This is a genomic window from Exiguobacterium sp. s152 (assembly GCF_018618335.1).
GTDB classification, from domain to species: Bacteria; Bacillota; Bacilli; order Exiguobacteriales; family Exiguobacteriaceae; genus Exiguobacterium; species Exiguobacterium chiriqhucha.
Genome location: NZ_JACSLX010000002.1, coordinates 406,078 through 421,447, shown reverse-complemented (window position 1 = coordinate 421,447; position 15,370 = coordinate 406,078). Strand labels below are relative to the sequence as shown.

Here is a 15,370-nt window from a genome sequence, read left to right as displayed (position 1 = left end):
TCTTTCCATATGGAAAGGTGTAGTATGGAGAGGAGAGAAAGAGGCAAGATTTGGCTCTTTTTGCAGGACGAATCAGAAGGATGAACTGCTTCGTGCTTAATGTTAAAATGAAAGCGTTCACACATCGGGCGCACAGGAACGGATAGGGGGATTTATTCAATGGGAGAGTCGTCGAACGGTCGCGAAGAAGTGCAAGCATTTTATGGTCCAAACTTAGGATATATCGTTGAATTGTACGAGCAGTATGTGGAAGACCCAGAATCAGTCGATGCGGAGACGCGTCAATACTTTGACGAGCACGGGGCACCGGAAGCGAGCGCACCTGTCGCGCCGGCTGCATCGTTTGATTTAGAGAAAGTCGTGGCAGCGACACGGTTGGTCAATGATATCCGGGCACTCGGCCATAAAGCGGCCGACATCTATCCGCTCAAAGACCACCCGCGCGAGCACGGCTTATTTTCGTTTGACCGCTACGGGTTGAGTGAAGCGGACCTCGAGCAAGTACCGGCTCACTTGTTGTCGGAAGACGTGCCGAAGCCGGGTGCAAACGCGCTCGAGCTCGTTCGTCACTTGCTTGACGTCTATACAGGACCGGTCGCCATTGAGCTCCGTCACTTGGATGACATGGAAGAGAAGCGTTGGATTCGCCGCCGCATCGAGCAGGGCGCATTGAAAGCGAAATACTCGAAGAACGAGAAAATCGAGTTGTTCCAACGTCTAGCGGAAACAGAGTTGTTCGAGTCGTTCCTTCATAAGACATACGTCGGACAAAAACGCTTCTCAATCGAAGGGCTCGACGCGATGGTGCCGCTCCTTGACGCGATGGTCGGCGGCCTCATCTCGAGCGGGTCAGAACATATCAACATCGGGATGGCCCACCGTGGACGCTTGAACGTGCTCGCGCACGTGCTCGGCAAACCGTATGAGATGATTTTCGCTGAGTTCCAGCACGCTCCGAATAAAGAATTGATTCCGTCGGAAGGATCGATCGGCATCAACTTCGGTTGGTCCGGCGACGTGAAATATCACCTCGGTCTCGACCGCAGAGTGTTAGAAGAGAAGAAAGAAGTCCGCTTGAACCTCGCCAACAACCCGAGTCACCTCGAGTTCGTCGGTTCGGTCGTCGAAGGGTATACGCGCGCCGCGCAAGACGACCGCTCTGAAAAAGGGATGGCCGTCCAACATGACGACAAGGCGGCATCAATCTTGATTCACGGGGATGCTGCGTTCCCAGGTCAAGGCATCGTCGCCGAGACGCTCAACATGACGAACTTGAATGGTTATCGTACAGCCGGGACGGTCCATGTCATCGCCAACAACACGATCGGCTTCACGACCGAACCGAGCGACTCGCGCTCGACACGTTATGCGAGTGATATCGCCAAAGGCTATGAGATTCCGGTGTTCCACGTCAATGCGGACGATCCGGAAGCGTGTGTCGCTGTCGCTAAACTGTGCAGCGAGTATCGCGCCAAGTTCCATAAAGACATTCTCGTCGACTTGGTCGGCTACCGCCGCTACGGTCATAACGAGATGGATGAGCCGATGAACACGAACCCAGTGCTCTATAAGGCCATCAAAGAACACAAATCGGTCCGTCATGTCTATGCCGACGTGCTCGAAGCGGAAGGCGTCATGTCGAAAGAAGACAAAGCGACGATCGAGCAATCGATTGAAGATCGTCTCAAATCGGCCCGTGACCTCGTCCCGGCCGAAGAAGAAGATGCCGACATCATCTTGCCGGAAGCGGTCCACAAAGGCTTCCCGTTTGTTGAGACAGGTGTCGAACGTGACGTGCTCCAGCAATTGAATGACGAATTGCTCGTCTGGCCGGAAGGCTTCGGCGTGTTCCATAAGCTGCAAAAAGTGCTCGACCGTCGCCGTGACGCGTTCGCGGACAACGGGAAAGTCGACTGGGGCCATGCCGAGACGCTCGCTTACGCCTCGATCATCTCGGACGGCACACCAATCCGTTTGAGCGGACAAGATTCGGAGCGAGGTACGTTCGCGCAACGTAACATCATGTTGAACGATGTCGAGACAGGCAAGAAGTTCTCACCGCTCCATCACTTGTCGACGGCAAACGCCTCGTTCTCGGTGCACAACAGCCCGCTCTCGGAAGGTTCAGTGCTTGGTTTCGAATACGGCTATAACGTCTTCGCCCAAGACACGCTCGTGCTGTGGGAAGCACAGTACGGTGACTTCGCCAACTCGGCGCAGGTCATGTTCGACCAGTTCATCTCGGCCGGTCGCGCCAAATGGGGACAGAAGTCAGGTCTCGTCATGCTGTTGCCGCACGGTTATGAAGGCCAAGGGCCAGAGCACTCGAGCGCCCGCATGGAGCGTTACTTGACGCTCGCTGGAGAGAAAAACTGGACGGTCGCGAATTTGTCGACGGCCGCGCAGTACTTCCACATCTTGCGTCGTCAGGCGAAGATGCTCGGCACGGAACAAATCCGTCCGATGATCATCATGACACCGAAGAGCCTGCTCCGTCATCCGCTTGCAGCCTCACCGGTCGATGAACTGTCAGACAATAACTTCCGTCCGATCATCGAACAAGTCGGTCTCGGTGAGAATCCGGAGCAAGTCGAACGTCTCGTCTTCTGTTCAGGGAAGATGGCAATCGATTTGCAAGAAGCGACGATGAAGTCAGAGGAGTCACTCGACTTCCTGCACATCATCCGCGTCGAAGAAATCTATCCGTTCCCGGTCCGTGAGATCCGTGAATTGATCAGCCGCTATCCGAACGCGAAAGAAATCGTTTGGGTCCAAGAAGAGCCGAAGAACATGGGGGCATGGACGTACATCGAGCCTCGTCTCGAAGCTGTCACATCGAACCGTCTGAACGTCCGCTACGTCGGCCGTCGCCGCCGTTCGAGCCCGGCTGAAGGGAATCCGACAGCCCATAAACAAGAGCAAGCACGCATCATCCGTGAAGCCATTTCACGTGACGCCGTCTCGGCTGCTGCCGGCACGAGCACATACCAAAAAGATCGTAAATAAGTTAAGGGGGAACTCATTGTGATCGAAATCAAAGTACCTGAATTAGCAGAGTCCATTACGGAAGGAACGGTCGCGTCTTGGCTCAAACAGCCAGGCGACCACGTCGAAAAAGGGGAAGCCATCGTCGAACTCGAGACGGACAAAGTCAACATCGAGGTGCCGGCCGATGAGTCGGGCACGCTCGACGAGCAATTGGCGGCCGAAGGGGACACGGTCCAAGTTGGACAAGTGATCGCTCGCCTCAGCTCAGGATCGGGTGGCGGCACGGCCGTCGCGACGAAGACAAAGACAGAAGCACCTGCTGAGACGGCTCCAGCACCAGCCGAGACGAAAGTCGAAGCGGTCGGAGAAGCGAAGAAAGTCGAGCGCCGTGAAGAGCACGTCGCGAGCCCAGGCAAAGGACCAATCGCGACACCGGCGGCCCGTAAATTGGCCCGTGAGAAAGGCATCGATTTGTCAGCCGTCCAAACGAACGACCCGATTGGTCGCATCAACGTCCATGACGTGACGAGCCACGAGTCGAAACCGGCACCGACGCCAGCGCCACAAGCACCGAAAGCTCCAGCAGCGGCACCGCAACCGGCGGCGAGCGGCAAAGACGAAGAGCGCATCAAAATGACGCGCCGTCGTCAAACGATTGCCAACCGTCTCGTCGAAGTTCAACAGACGGCAGCGATGCTGACGACGTTCAACGAAATCGATATGTCGGCTGTCATGGCGCTCCGCAAACGTCGCCAAGAGAAGTTCATCAAAGACAATGACGTCAAACTCGGTTTCATGTCGTTCTTCACGAAGGCGGCCGTTGCGGCACTCAAACGGATGCCGTACTTGAACGCTGAGATTCAAGGCAACGAGATTGTCTTGAAAAAATACTATGATATCGGTATCGCCGTGTCGGCTCCGGACGGCCTCGTCGTCCCGGTCGTCCGCGAAGCGGATCGCAAGAACTTCGGTGAAATCGAGAAAGACATCTTGCACCTCGCCGATAAAGCGCGCAACAACAAGCTCGGGTTGAGCGACCTCACAGGTGGAACGTTCACGATCACGAACGGTGGCGTCTTCGGCTCACTCTTGTCGACACCGATCTTGAACGGCCCACAAGTCGCGATTCTCGGGATGCACTCGATTCAACTCCGCCCAATCGCTATCGACGCGGAAACGATGGAGAACCGCCCGATGATGTACGTGGCGCTCTCGTATGACCACCGCATCGTCGATGGTCGTGAGGCCGTGACATTCCTCAAGCACATTAAAGACATGATTGAAGATCCAGAACAATTGTTGTTCGAAGCGTAATACAAGCAGGTCCATGCCACGCGGCATGGACCTGCTGTTTATGTGATGAGCGTCTCATCGAGCGTGATTTGATGCTTGCCGTTCGCTTTCGAACGGTAGAGTGCTTGGTCGGCCCGTTCGATGGCGACGTGGGGCACCGTCTCTGTGTGCCAGAGCGAGGCGCCGATACTTGCCCCGACGCTTGTCGTCCCGCCTTCAATGGCGATCGGTTCGGAGAGGGAAGTGATGAGGTCTTGTCCGATTTGAGTGATCAATCGTTCACTCTTTCCATTCCGTTCGAACAAGAGGAAGAACTCGTCACCGCTCAACCGGACCGGGTAGGCACCATCGAGCGTCACGCGTTTCAACCGTTCGGCAATCTCAATCAAGACATCATCGCCCGTGGCGTGTCCATACGTGTCGTTGACGGCTTTGAAACCGTCGAGGTCGATATAGAAACAGACGTACTCGTTCTTCGTCACTTGGGCTTCGTTCAAATAGTGTCGAAGCGCCGTCCGATTCGCGAGTCCGGTCAAGACGTCACGGTTGGCGAGTGACTCGTAATGGACACGTTCTGTCTCAGATTCGGTGAGAGATGAGACAAGTGACTCGAGGGCGAATGCGAGCGACTCGATCTCATGAATCCCAGACTGGTGCGGGAACGTCTTGGCCTTCCCTTGCTTCATCAGAGCAGCCGTTTCGGTGATCCGTTGTAACGGTCGCGTCACGATCGAGGCGAGGAACCATCCGAGCGTAGACGTCACGAGCGAGGCGATGAGACCGATCCATAATATTTTGTTCTCTAGTTCGATGACCGGGGCGAACGCGACTTCGGTCGGTTGGCGAACGACGACACTCCAACCGAGTCCGGCGTAATCTTCATAGCCCTCACCGGTGGCGACGCCCGTCAAATACGTTTTGCCATCCTGCCACGTATCGACGTGCCAGCCCTCCTTTAAAGACGTCGGGAGCGGTTTGCCGATGAGGTGGTCAGGTCCGAGCAACACCGTGTTGTCGCGTCCGCTGACGACGAACAAATCGGTGTAGTCGGATTGATGGTGGAGCGTCCGGTTGAAGTGGCGCAGCACTTCCTTGCCCCATTCCCAGCTGAGGTGGGTCGCGAGCACGCCTTGGAACGAACCTTCGCGGACAAGCGGGACGCTGATGTCGACGAACTGGAGTACTTCACCACTCGGGTTCGGCAACAGTTCGGCGAGCAACACGGCCTCATGGACGTCACCGATGAACGGCTCTTGCTGCGCATTTAGAAACACGGGACGTTCGCCAATCGACGCACCTTCTAAAATCCCGTTCGTCGAAGCGACGACGTTCCCCGACGCGTCGGTCACGCCCATCCATGAGAAGGCGGGAATGTTCGTCTGGACCTGGTCGAGCAGCGCCCGACTCGAGGCGGGGTCGTTCAAGGCGTCAAGTCCTTGGAGCAATTGCACTTCTTGATAGCGTGACCACATGTAAAAGTCGAGCTTGTCGACGAGCTGGTGCGACGTCATCGACAACCGTTCCCCGATCTCGGCTTCGAGCGAGGCGGCAGACCGTTGACTCGTCATGTACGTCAACGTGATGGTGAGTAAAAAGACGAGCGTGGCAATGCTGAGCGCCAAGATGAGGCCGAGGCGCATCGAAAATGATTTCATGAACAAATTCCTCCTACAATCACAACATCCACTTTGTTCATCGTCATCTTTTCCGTGACATGAAGCAAAGTTGAGAAAAAACAAGGTTGATTTCGTGGAAACAGATAGCGCTTTCGTTATAATGAAAGACGAATCGATACAAATAGAGGTGAGACGAATGAAACAGAATAAACTATTGGTCATCGCGACGCTGCTCGCGGTCGCCTTGGTGGCCGTCGTGGTCGTCCTGATGAATCGACCGACCGAACAAGCGGAGACGGCGGCACCGGCGACGGCGAAACACGTGTCGACGGAAGGCCAGCCGACGCTCGGTGATGTGGACGCACCCGTTTCGGTCGTCGAGTTCGGCGATTACAAATGCCCGTCTTGTAAACAGTGGGGCGAAACGGTCTATCCGAAGTTGAAAGAAGACTATATCGATACAGGGAAAATCAGTTTCAGCTACATTAACGTCCTGTTCCACGGACAAGAGTCGATTTTGGCATCGCTCGCGTCTGAGTCGGTGTATAAACAAGACCCGGACGCGTTCTGGGAGTTCCATAAGGCGCTTTACGACGCGCAACCGGCGAGTCAACAGCACGACGAGGCATGGGTCACGGTCGAGCGGTTGACAGAGATTGCGAGCGAGACGACATCGGTCGATGTGGCGAAGCTCGAGGACGATTTGAGTGAGAACTCGACGGTGCTCGAACAGGTAAGTCTCGATGACGGGCTCGTCAAAGAGCACGGTGTCCAGTTCACACCGTCAATCATGATTAACGGCGTCATGCTCGAGGACCCGTTCGATTACAAGACGATTGAGCGATTGATTGAGCAAGGCACACCATGAAGCAGTCATTCTTGACCCGTTATGGTCTGTATCTCGCTTGGCTCGTCGCCCTCACGGCGACGCTCGGCAGTCTTTATTTCAGCGAGATTCGCGAGTTCGTGCCATGTGAGCTCTGCTGGATTCAACGCATCTTTATGTATCCGCTCGTCATCTTGCTCGGGGTCGCCGTGTTCACGGACGACCGGGCGGTGAAGAAGTATGTATTGCCGCTCTCCATCATCGGAGGTCTGATTTCACTCTACCATTATTTGGTTCAAAAAGTACCCGGTTTCGCCGATATCAAGCCGTGCGTGCAAGGCGTACCATGCAACGTGCAATACATCAACTGGTTCGGGTTCGTGACGATTCCGTTCCTTGCCTTGACGGCATTTACTTTGATCACGCTCCTCGTCTGGCGCGTGAGACGCAATTGACAATGAAGGAGATGGAACGTGTGAAGAAGTGGATGCTCATCGGATTGATCAGCTTGATAGCGGTGCTCGCCGCGTGCGGCCAGGAGATTGAAGACCCGCTCAATTGGGAGATCGAGTCGTTCGACTATATGAATCAAAATGAAGAGATGGTTAGTCTGGACGATTTGAAGGGCAAAGTTTGGATGGCCGACTTCGTCTTCACGAGCTGTGAGACGGTCTGTCCACCGATGACGTACAACATGACGAAACTCAATGAAGCGCTCGTCGAGGAAGGCGTCGAAGACGTCCAATTCGTGTCGTTCAGCGTCGACCCGACCGTCGATACGCCGGACAAGATTCAAGCGTTCATGGCTGATTACGACTTGGCGAAAGCCGATTGGCAATTCTTGACGGGGTATTCGCAAGAAGAGATTGAGGCGTTCGCGCAACAAAACTTCAAAGCGCTCGTCCGCAAACCGTCAGAAGGCACCCAAGTGGATCACGCGACGTGGTTCTATCTCGTCGACCAGGACGGGAAAATCATCAAGGCGTATCAAGGATTCCAAGACGTGCCAATCGAGGACATCGTCAATGACATCAAGATTTTACAGAACTCATAAGACGGCCCGTGCCGTCTTTTTTGTATTCGAAAACAGGGGAATCGGCGTTGGTGCCGTATAATGAATAAGGTAGAGGAGTGGATGGAATTGAAGAAGACACTATTATTTTCATTGATGGGCCTGGCTGCCGTGACAGGTACCGTGCTCACGCAATATAAACCGCTCGGGAAAAAGCCGAAGGCGCTCCGGTCGCCGAACCTGGTGAACGGCAAGTTTCAGAATCAGCTCGAGACGCCGATGCGGTTCTCATCGGACGACATGATTTCGATGTCGAAGGAATATTTGAATCCGGACTCGCTCCGGAAACCGAGCGAGCGCTTACCGGTCGTCCCGATCGACTTCAGCGAGAAACTCGGTTCAAGCTTCACACGCATCTATTGGCTCGGACACTCGGCGATGCTCGTCCAAATGGACGGTAAGACGATGCTCGTCGACCCGATGTTCGGCCGGAGCCCATCGCCGCTCCCGTTCGCGAAGAACGAGCGGTTCAGCGAAGACTTGCCGTTCGAGCTCGACGGCTTGCCGGACATCGATGTCGTCTTGCTCACGCACGACCATTACGACCATTTGGACTATGCGACGATTCAAGCGATTCAAGACAAGGTTGCCGTCTTCATCGTCCCGCTCGGCGTCGGTAGCCACTTGAAACGGTGGGGCGTCGGGGCGGAACGCATCGTCGAGCGCGATTGGGGCGAGACGTTTGACTTCGGCTCATGGACGTTCGTTTGTACGCCGGCTCGGCACTTCTCGGGCCGCTCGCTCACCGACCGCAACGCGACGCTCTGGGCGTCATGGGTCGTCCTCGGCGAGACGGACCGCCTGTTCTTCAGCGGGGACGGCGGGTATGGACCACACTTCAAAGAAATCGGCGACGCGTACGGACCGTTCGATTTCGCGGCGCTCGAATGCGGACAATACGATGAGCGCTGGCCGGACGTGCACATGCAACCGAGTGAGACGGCACAGGCGTTCCGTGACGTGCGGGCCGACAAGATGCTCCCAATCCATTGGGGCGCGTTCACGTTATCGTTCCATGCCTGGTTCGACCCAGCTGAGCAGATGGTGGGGCTATTACCACGAGAGGACGTGCTCACGCCGCGTATCGGTGAGCGGATCACACTCGACGGACGGAACGACACGACCAACTGGTGGCGTGACATCGAAGACATGAACAAGCACTGACCGAATTTGGTCAGCGCTTGTTTTGTTAGGAGGAAATCCGTTCAATCTCGTCCGTTTCGATATGAAGTTTGTGTTTGCGCGTATAGACGAGGAACGCTGCTGTCATGAGGATCGAGCTGATCCCGAACAAGACGACCATGAGCTGTAAGCCGATCAAATCGAGGAAGAAGCCAGTGACGAGCAACACGACTTGGAAGACGATCCGGTCGAGCATGTTCCGGAACGAGAAAAAGCGGCCGTGATAGTCTTTCGGCATCCGTGTCTGGAAAATCGTCACGGCCGTCGGGAAGAAGCAACCGACCGAAAAGCCGAACAAGACGAATGCGGCGATCGAGACGGCCGGGATGTCGGCGAAGTAAAGCATGAGCTGGGCGATTCCAATCAAAAACGAGAACGTGAACAAGATGGAGAACACGGAGAACTTCTCACCGATCCGTTTGATGAGGAAGGCACCGGCCATGAAGGCAATCCCTTCGGCCGTGTAAATCCATCCTTTGATCGCCGTCGAATCTTGCAGCTCGCTAATGTTGATGACGAGCAAGTTGAACCCACCGATGAAGAGGAGCGGGATGAGCGTCATGACGAGTGTCATAAAGATGACCGGAATCGATTTGATGATTGGAAAGACGTCCTTGAACCCGCCGGACGATTTCGCGTCCACTTTCTTCGCAGACGGGACGGTCGTCTCGTCGATCTTCAAGAACCACGTCGCGACGGCGAGAAGCAGATAAGCGACAAGCGAGAGCGCGTAGACGTCCCGAAGTGAGATGAGCGTGAGCAAGATGCCGGCGATGGCCGTCCCGATGACCCGGGACAGCGTCGACACGTTCATATGCACCCCGTTCAAGGCGAGCAGCTCCCGTTCCTTGACGATGAGCGGGATGGCGGCCTGGAGTGCCGGGAAGTAGAACGCGGCCGACCCTTGCAGGAAGACGAGGAAAACGACCATCCACAGCACGCTTCCCGTCTCGATGGCGACGAACATGAATAGAACGCTCAGCGCCCGGACAATACTTGAGATGAGCATGATTTTCTTTTTCGAGCCTTGGTCGGTGAGACGGCCGGCGAGCGGCCCGATGGCGACCCCGGCGAGCAATCCGCCAGCGAGGATGAGCGCCTTGACGAAGTCAGACGGCACTTTCTCCTGCATGAACTCCAAGTTGCCGATGATGCCGAGCCAAAGCCCGAGACCGGCGACGAACTCCCCGGTCAAGATGATCCAGACGTTGCGATTTTTCCACATATGGTTAAGTCCTCGATTCTTATTAGGTAATAATAATTATCCTTCAGAACGATTTAGAAAGCTACAAAAAAGAAGCCGGGATTCGGCTTCCGAGAGATATAAGTTTTGACTACATGAACATTTCCATTTTGTAATACAATGTTCCATATAGGAGGTCGATTGTATGAGGACGATATCTTTTGAACTCAACGAAGAAGACGAGCGTCTGATTAGAGCGTATGCGAAGTCTAAGAACCTCTCCCTCTCGACTCTCGTTCGGGACACTGTCTTTGAACGTATCGAGAATGAACTCGATTTGAAATTTTACAACGAAGCAATGCATAGGCACAAAGAACGTTCTGAAACCATTTCATTTGAGGATATGATGAAAGATTTAAATTAACAAAAAAGCATTCGTCCAAATATGGGCGAATGCTTTGCTTTTATTCGTTTCACATCAAATATCGCAGTTATCGTCCGTGCACGTCGCGCCACCCGAGAGCACTTGAAGCGTCGGTGCCGATTCGGCCCACGTCTTCTCGAGCACTTGCGTGAACGCCTCGGTCGGCTGGGCGCCAGAGACGCCATATTTATTATCGAAGACGAAGAACGGGACACCGGTGATGCCGAGGTCGCTCGCGCGCTTCTCTTCAGCGCGGACGTCTTCTGTGTATACGTCTGAAGCGAGCACGTCTTTCACGGCGTCAGCATCGAGTCCGACACTTGTTGCGATCTCGACGAGGACGTCGTGGTCGCCGATATGTTTCGCGTCGACGAAATACGCCTTAAGGAGCGCTTCTGACAATTCTTTCTCTTTTCCGACCGTCTTCGCATAGTGCGTCAACCGGTGTGAGTCAAGTGTACCCGTGACGACCATGTTGTCGAAATCGTACTCAAGTCCGACGGTGCGGGCCTGGGCGGCGACTTGGGCCGTCGTGCCTTTCGCCTGCTCGAGCGGCATGCTGTATTTCTTCGCGAGTGCTTCGTAAATCGAACGCGAGTCGGTCGTCGGTGCGTTCGGGTCGAGCTCGAAGCTCTTGAACTCCACTTCGACGTTGTCCGCGTGCGGGAACTGTTCGAGCGCTTCTTCTAGACGGCGCTTGCCGATATAACAGAACGGACAGACATAGTCTGACCAAACTTCAATTTTCATATTTAATCCCTCCTACAGTCAGTGTAGGATGTCTTGAAATCGAAGTAAATGAATGTGCTCACGAAAAAAGCCCTCGCAAGGAGGACTTAGAAAACGTACCAGAACACGCAGACGAAATGGGCGAAACTGCCGAACAGGATGAACAAATGGAACACCTCGTGGAAGCCCCAACCGCGCCAGTTGACGAACTTCGGCTTGAAGCCGTAGATGAGGCCGCCAATCGTGTACATGACGCCACCGAGGATGAGCCAGAAGATGCCGGCGTTGCCGATGACGTCATGAAGCGGTCCGATGAAGAACACCGATAACCAGCCCATGCCGATATAGAGCGCTGTCGACAAGAAGCGTGGTGCGTGGAACCAGACAAGCTTGAAGATGATCCCGAACAAGGCGAGCGCGTGGACGGTGCCGAACAACACCCAACGCGTCGGCCCTTCGAGCGCAAGCAATGTGAGTGGGGCGTACGTACCGGCAATCAAGGCGTAAATCATTGCATGATCGATTCTCCGGAAGAAGGCGATGACGTTCGGCGAGGCGATGATGCTGTGGTAGAGGCCGGACGACAAATAGAGAAAGACGAGGCTAATGCCAAACAAAATCGCAGCCATGATGGCGAGCGGCTCGCCGAGCAGTGACGCTTTCACCGTCATCGCAATCAACGCGACGAACGCGAGCACGGCACCGGCCAAGTGGGTCAGTGCGTTAATCGGTTCCCGAAAAATCGAATTCATGTAAAACACTCCTTATCACGTCATGTAGTATCCATAACTACATGATAAGCTGTATACGTCAGAACGACAAGGTTTTTGTTTCGACAAATCCGGTTTGTCCGTATACTAAAGGGGAGGTGATCCAATGAAACCGCATGAAATTGTAAAGACGGAAGGGACGCTCCCGAAGCAGGTGCTCCCGACGATCGACTTATATATGGACCAAGTCATCCAGCTGTTCGAGCAACATTACGGCAAGATGAAACGGAGTGACGATGAGACAATTTTGACGAAGACAATGATCAACAACTACGCCAAAGGTAAGCTGTTCCATCCCGTCAAAAACAAGAAGTACACGAACGAGCACTTGATGTTGCTCAGCCTGATTTACGAGATGAAAGGATTGCTCTCAATCAATGACATCAAAGAGACGCTCCGGCCGCTGAACGAGTCGGACGAGGGCTTCTCGCTCGAGGACTTCTATGACGCGTACCAGGTGCAGAAAGAACAGAACATGCAGGCGTTCGAGGCACAAGCCGAGACGCTCCTCGCCAACGTGCGCACGAACGAGACGAACGGCATCCAACAGTCGCTCGCCATCGCCTCGGCCGTCCATATGAGCCACTTGTTCCAACGGCTCGCCGAACAATTGATTGATGAAAGCAATTAAAAATGGCCTACGATTCGTCTGAATCGTGGGCCATTTTTCATTAGTTGTTGATGTACTTCTCGAACACGTCACCGAAATCTTTGCGGTTCCACTCGTGATAGTGACCTTTAAGCCAGTCGAAGCTCTGTTCATTCAATTCCTTGAACGTCGAGGCGACATTCATATCGCCTTGACGAAGCCCGCTCAAAATCGACACCGAATGCGTGAGCGAGGCGTTGGCGTATTCCATCATCTTACGGCCTTCGCGTTGTTTCTCGGCGATGGCGAGGAGCGATTTGTACAAGTCTTTCACATGCTCGATTTGTTTCTTGTTCACGTCAATCGAATACGGCTTGTCGCCGATGGTGAATTTGATCTCGACGTCCATGTCGACCGTGCCGGCCGTCTCGAACATGACGTTATTCAATGGGAAGTGGGCGTATGGATAGCGATACAAGACGCGTTTCGAACTCATCGCGCTCGTTCCGTCGAGGTGAATCATCGCCAAGTTCGTGAAGCAGTACTCGTCCGATTTCGACTTGATTAAGAAGTAAATCTTCTCGTTATCCTCATGGAGGACGTAATCGTCCGAATCCGCCTTATCGAAATCTTTCGGGTCGATGACTTCGCCGATATCGCTGAAGCCCGTCAAATCAGAAGCTAGTTTTTTGAACATGTCAAATCTCTCCTCAGTAGTGGATTTTGTGCATCTCGTTCGGGTCAGACCCGGTCCGCTCGTTTCGGTTGAGTCCGTCGATCGCGTGCATCTCTTCTTTCGTCAACGTGAAGTCGAACACCTCTATATTCTCACGAATTCGACTCGGCGTGACCGATTTCGGGATGACGGCCACACCGTTCTGTAAGTGCCAACGCAGGATGACTTGAGCCGGTGATTTCCCGTGCTTGGACGCGATCTCGGCGATGACCGGATCCTCAAGCGCCTCGCGCCCTTTCATGAGCGGGCTCCACGCCTGGATTTGAATATCGTACCGCTGGCAGAACGCGATTAATTCTTTTTGGGACAAGTATGGGTGGATCTCGACTTGGTTCACCGCCGGGACGATCGAGCACGACTGGATGATCTGTTCAAGGTGGCTGACCTCGAAGTTCGAGACCCCGATGGCCCGGACCTTGCCTTCTTCATACAACTGTTCGAGCGCCTTATACGTCTCGACGAATTTACCGAAGCGCGGCATCGGCCAGTGAATCAAGAACAAGTCGACGTACTCGAGATCGAGCCGGTCGAGGCTGTCTTGGAACGCTTGGAGCGCCTCGTCATAGCCGTGGAACTCGTTCCACAGTTTTGTCGTCACGAAGATGTCTTCCCTCGGGACGCCGGATTCGCGAATCGCTTGGCCGACGCTCTCCTCATTCTGATAGATAGCGGCCGTGTCGATCAATCGATAGCCCGCGTCAAGCGCTGCTTTGACCGTTTCGACCGTGACCGCCCCGTCTTCCACTTTGTACACGCCGAGCCCGAGCATCGGCAGTTTCACATCATTGTTGAGTGTTGTCCATTCCATATTGATTCCCTCCCTCTCAACTCTTACGTTACCGAAAATCGCACGGAAGTGAAAGCGAAAGCTACAGCCGAATGCTTTCACCGTGGGACTTGATCACGATTTGGTCACGTTCGAGCTTGGCAGCGGCGACGAGTCGCTCATACGGCTCCTCGACCGGTTCGTACGATAAGACGAACGTGTCCCAATGCATCGGGAAGAAACGTTTCGCGCCGCTCTGTTTGAACATCGTCCATGCCTGTTCTGGCGTGCAGTGGGCTTCCTCGAACGACTCCGGTTGATAGGCACCGATTGGGAAGAAAGCGAGGTCGATCGGTTCTTTGTTCGCGAGCCCGTTGAACGACTCGGTGAACGCCGTATCCCCGGCGAACAACATGCGGACGCCTTTATATTTCAAGACGTAGCCGTTATAGCCCATATGTTTGTCCCACGGGAAACGATTGCCCCAGTGGGCGATGGGAATGGCTTGGACGTGAAGCCCGTTCGCGAGCGTCAGCTTGTCGTGCGGATGCATCTCGAGCGTCTGCAGGCTCGGGTATTTACGTAACAGCTTGCTCGTGCCCGGGGCCGAGATGACGACCGTGTCGCGGGTAATCAGTCGTTTCAGACTCTTATGATCGAAGTGGTCCATATGGGCGTGGCTGAGCAGGATGACGTCGACGTGCCCAATTTCCTCAATCGAGAGGGCAGGGGCGGTATGACGTTTCATCCCGAACGTGACCGGCCCGACGTGGACGCCGATTCGCTTCGAGAAAACCGGATCCGTCAAAATTTTTAATCCGTACCAATGGATGAGCACGGTCGAATGGCCGACCCAGGTGGCACTGACCATCGTCTCATCGAACGAGGCGAGGTCTGGTTTGACCGTCGGGACTTTGAAAGCCGGTCGAGGCAGTCTTCGTTTCAATCGAGTATATAAGAACGTACCGACACTCGCCAAGACGGCGCTCGGGACGAGCAGGTTTCGTAATCGCATAACAGTCACCTCATCATCTAAGATGGTTTAATCATACCGCTCGACCGACGCCCCCGCATCCGCCGGAAGGTGTAGAAAAAATGGGAGATTGTGGTCCGGCTCTTGCGAATCCGCTTTCAATTTGGTACGGTGACAGTAACTTAGGAAAGGAAGGTACCGCGTGCCATGAAAAAGTCACACT

The 15,370-nt window shown here is 54.4% G+C and carries 15 protein-coding genes; 8 read left to right on the top strand and 7 right to left on the bottom strand.

Translation table 11 applies throughout. The features are described 5' to 3' along the window. Window positions 1-159: 159 nt before the first annotated feature. Window positions 160-3,006: a 2-oxoglutarate dehydrogenase E1 component gene (locus KNP72_RS06165; protein WP_214832513.1), complete on the top strand. Its 2,847-nt coding sequence runs from the start codon at window positions 160-162 to the stop codon at window positions 3,004-3,006. An 18-nt stretch (window positions 3,007-3,024) separates the two neighbouring features. Continuing rightward, on the top strand, window positions 3,025-4,302 hold the full coding sequence (odhB, locus tag KNP72_RS06160) for a 2-oxoglutarate dehydrogenase complex dihydrolipoyllysine-residue succinyltransferase (RefSeq protein ID WP_214832511.1): 1,278 nt from the start codon (window positions 3,025-3,027) through the stop codon (window positions 4,300-4,302). Between the two features lie 38 nt (window positions 4,303-4,340). On the opposite strand, the gene KNP72_RS06155 is transcribed toward odhB, so the two are convergent. Next, window positions 4,341-5,936 carry a diguanylate cyclase domain-containing protein gene (locus KNP72_RS06155; protein ID WP_214832510.1) on the bottom strand — a complete coding sequence of 532 codons (1,596 nt, stop codon included), beginning with the start codon at window positions 5,934-5,936 and terminating at the stop codon, window positions 4,341-4,343. A gap of 157 nt (window positions 5,937-6,093) precedes the next feature. On the opposite strand from KNP72_RS06155, the gene KNP72_RS06150 reads away from it, so the two are divergent. Genes KNP72_RS06150 through KNP72_RS06135 form a run of 4 tightly spaced genes read left to right on the top strand, consistent with a single transcriptional unit; the run spans window position 6,094 to window position 8,959 of the window. Continuing rightward, window positions 6,094-6,765, top strand: a complete 672-nt coding sequence (locus tag KNP72_RS06150) for a DsbA family protein (protein ID WP_214832508.1) — start codon at window positions 6,094-6,096, stop codon at window positions 6,763-6,765. Continuing rightward, window positions 6,762-7,178 carry a disulfide oxidoreductase gene (locus tag KNP72_RS06145; protein ID WP_114166344.1) on the top strand — a complete coding sequence of 139 codons (417 nt, stop codon included), beginning with the start codon at window positions 6,762-6,764 and terminating at the stop codon, window positions 7,176-7,178. The genes KNP72_RS06150 and KNP72_RS06145 overlap by 4 nt, the downstream gene beginning before the upstream one ends. 11 nt (window positions 7,179-7,189) lie before the next feature. After that, the gene (locus KNP72_RS06140; protein ID WP_214832506.1) at window positions 7,190-7,777 is read left to right on the top strand and encodes an SCO family protein; all 588 of its coding nucleotides are present in this window, start codon (window positions 7,190-7,192) and stop codon (window positions 7,775-7,777) included. A gap of 60 nt (window positions 7,778-7,837) precedes the next feature. Then, window positions 7,838-8,959 carry an MBL fold metallo-hydrolase gene (locus tag KNP72_RS06135; protein WP_251128894.1) on the top strand — a complete coding sequence of 374 codons (1,122 nt, stop codon included), beginning with the start codon at window positions 7,838-7,840 and terminating at the stop codon, window positions 8,957-8,959. A gap of 25 nt (window positions 8,960-8,984) precedes the next feature. Here the strand turns inward: KNP72_RS06135 and KNP72_RS06130 are convergent, their stop codons facing one another. Beyond that, entirely contained in the window at window positions 8,985-10,202 is a 1,218-nt protein-coding gene (locus KNP72_RS06130; RefSeq protein ID WP_214832503.1) for an MFS transporter, read from the bottom strand. A 163-nt stretch (window positions 10,203-10,365) separates the two neighbouring features. Between KNP72_RS06130 and relB the strand changes: the two genes are divergently transcribed. Further along, entirely contained in the window at window positions 10,366-10,584 is a 219-nt protein-coding gene (relB, locus tag KNP72_RS06125; protein WP_029595913.1) for a type II toxin-antitoxin system RelB family antitoxin, read from the top strand. Window positions 10,585-10,638: 54 nt separating this feature from the next. Here relB and KNP72_RS06120 read toward each other — a convergent pair whose 3' ends face one another. Further along, window positions 10,639-11,334: a DsbA family oxidoreductase gene (locus KNP72_RS06120; protein ID WP_021066765.1), complete on the bottom strand. Its 696-nt coding sequence runs from the start codon at window positions 11,332-11,334 to the stop codon at window positions 10,639-10,641. An 86-nt stretch (window positions 11,335-11,420) separates the two neighbouring features. Continuing rightward, window positions 11,421-12,065, bottom strand: a complete 645-nt coding sequence (gene trhA, locus KNP72_RS06115) for a PAQR family membrane homeostasis protein TrhA (protein ID WP_029595912.1) — start codon at window positions 12,063-12,065, stop codon at window positions 11,421-11,423. Between the two features lie 124 nt (window positions 12,066-12,189). Here trhA and KNP72_RS06110 point away from each other — a divergent pair, with 124 nt between their 5' ends. Then, on the top strand, window positions 12,190-12,714 hold the full coding sequence (locus tag KNP72_RS06110; RefSeq protein WP_214720000.1) for a DUF1836 domain-containing protein: 525 nt from the start codon (window positions 12,190-12,192) through the stop codon (window positions 12,712-12,714). A gap of 40 nt (window positions 12,715-12,754) precedes the next feature. Here KNP72_RS06110 and KNP72_RS06105 read toward each other — a convergent pair whose 3' ends face one another. From KNP72_RS06105 to KNP72_RS06095, 3 genes are all read right to left on the bottom strand, one after another. Next, window positions 12,755-13,369 carry a PH domain-containing protein gene (locus tag KNP72_RS06105; RefSeq protein ID WP_021066768.1) on the bottom strand — a complete coding sequence of 205 codons (615 nt, stop codon included), beginning with the start codon at window positions 13,367-13,369 and terminating at the stop codon, window positions 12,755-12,757. A gap of 13 nt (window positions 13,370-13,382) precedes the next feature. After that, complete coding sequence (locus tag KNP72_RS06100; protein ID WP_214719999.1) at window positions 13,383-14,216, bottom strand: aldo/keto reductase; 834 nt, start codon at window positions 14,214-14,216, stop codon at window positions 13,383-13,385. A gap of 61 nt (window positions 14,217-14,277) precedes the next feature. Next, window positions 14,278-15,189 carry an MBL fold metallo-hydrolase gene (locus KNP72_RS06095; RefSeq protein ID WP_214832501.1) on the bottom strand — a complete coding sequence of 304 codons (912 nt, stop codon included), beginning with the start codon at window positions 15,187-15,189 and terminating at the stop codon, window positions 14,278-14,280. Window positions 15,190-15,370: the final 181 nt, after the last annotated feature.

Excerpts from the sequence above, each read along its gene's own strand:
- KNP72_RS06150 (WP_214832508.1), top strand. The coding sequence starts at position 6,094 with ATGAAACAGAATAAACTATTGGTCATCGCGACGCTGCTCGCGGTCGCC.
- KNP72_RS06135 (WP_251128894.1), top strand. The coding sequence starts at position 7,838 with ATGAATAAGGTAGAGGAGTGGATGGAATTGAAGAAGACACTATTATTT.
- relB (WP_029595913.1), top strand. The coding sequence starts at position 10,366 with ATGAGGACGATATCTTTTGAACTCAACGAAGAAGACGAGCGTCTGATT.
- KNP72_RS06145 (WP_114166344.1), top strand. The coding sequence starts at position 6,762 with ATGAAGCAGTCATTCTTGACCCGTTATGGTCTGTATCTCGCTTGGCTC.
- KNP72_RS06165 (WP_214832513.1), top strand. The coding sequence starts at position 160 with ATGGGAGAGTCGTCGAACGGTCGCGAAGAAGTGCAAGCATTTTATGGT.
- KNP72_RS06100 (WP_214719999.1), bottom strand. The coding sequence starts at position 14,216 with ATGGAATGGACAACACTCAACAATGATGTGAAACTGCCGATGCTCGGG.
- KNP72_RS06120 (WP_021066765.1), bottom strand. The coding sequence starts at position 11,334 with ATGAAAATTGAAGTTTGGTCAGACTATGTCTGTCCGTTCTGTTATATC.
- KNP72_RS06105 (WP_021066768.1), bottom strand. The coding sequence starts at position 13,369 with ATGTTCAAAAAACTAGCTTCTGATTTGACGGGCTTCAGCGATATCGGC.
- KNP72_RS06140 (WP_214832506.1), top strand. The coding sequence starts at position 7,190 with ATGGAACGTGTGAAGAAGTGGATGCTCATCGGATTGATCAGCTTGATA.
- KNP72_RS06110 (WP_214720000.1), top strand. The coding sequence starts at position 12,190 with ATGAAACCGCATGAAATTGTAAAGACGGAAGGGACGCTCCCGAAGCAG.
- KNP72_RS06155 (WP_214832510.1), bottom strand. The coding sequence starts at position 5,936 with ATGAAATCATTTTCGATGCGCCTCGGCCTCATCTTGGCGCTCAGCATT.
- KNP72_RS06130 (WP_214832503.1), bottom strand. The coding sequence starts at position 10,202 with ATGTGGAAAAATCGCAACGTCTGGATCATCTTGACCGGGGAGTTCGTC.
- KNP72_RS06095 (WP_214832501.1), bottom strand. The coding sequence starts at position 15,189 with ATGCGATTACGAAACCTGCTCGTCCCGAGCGCCGTCTTGGCGAGTGTC.
- trhA (WP_029595912.1), bottom strand. The coding sequence starts at position 12,065 with ATGAATTCGATTTTTCGGGAACCGATTAACGCACTGACCCACTTGGCC.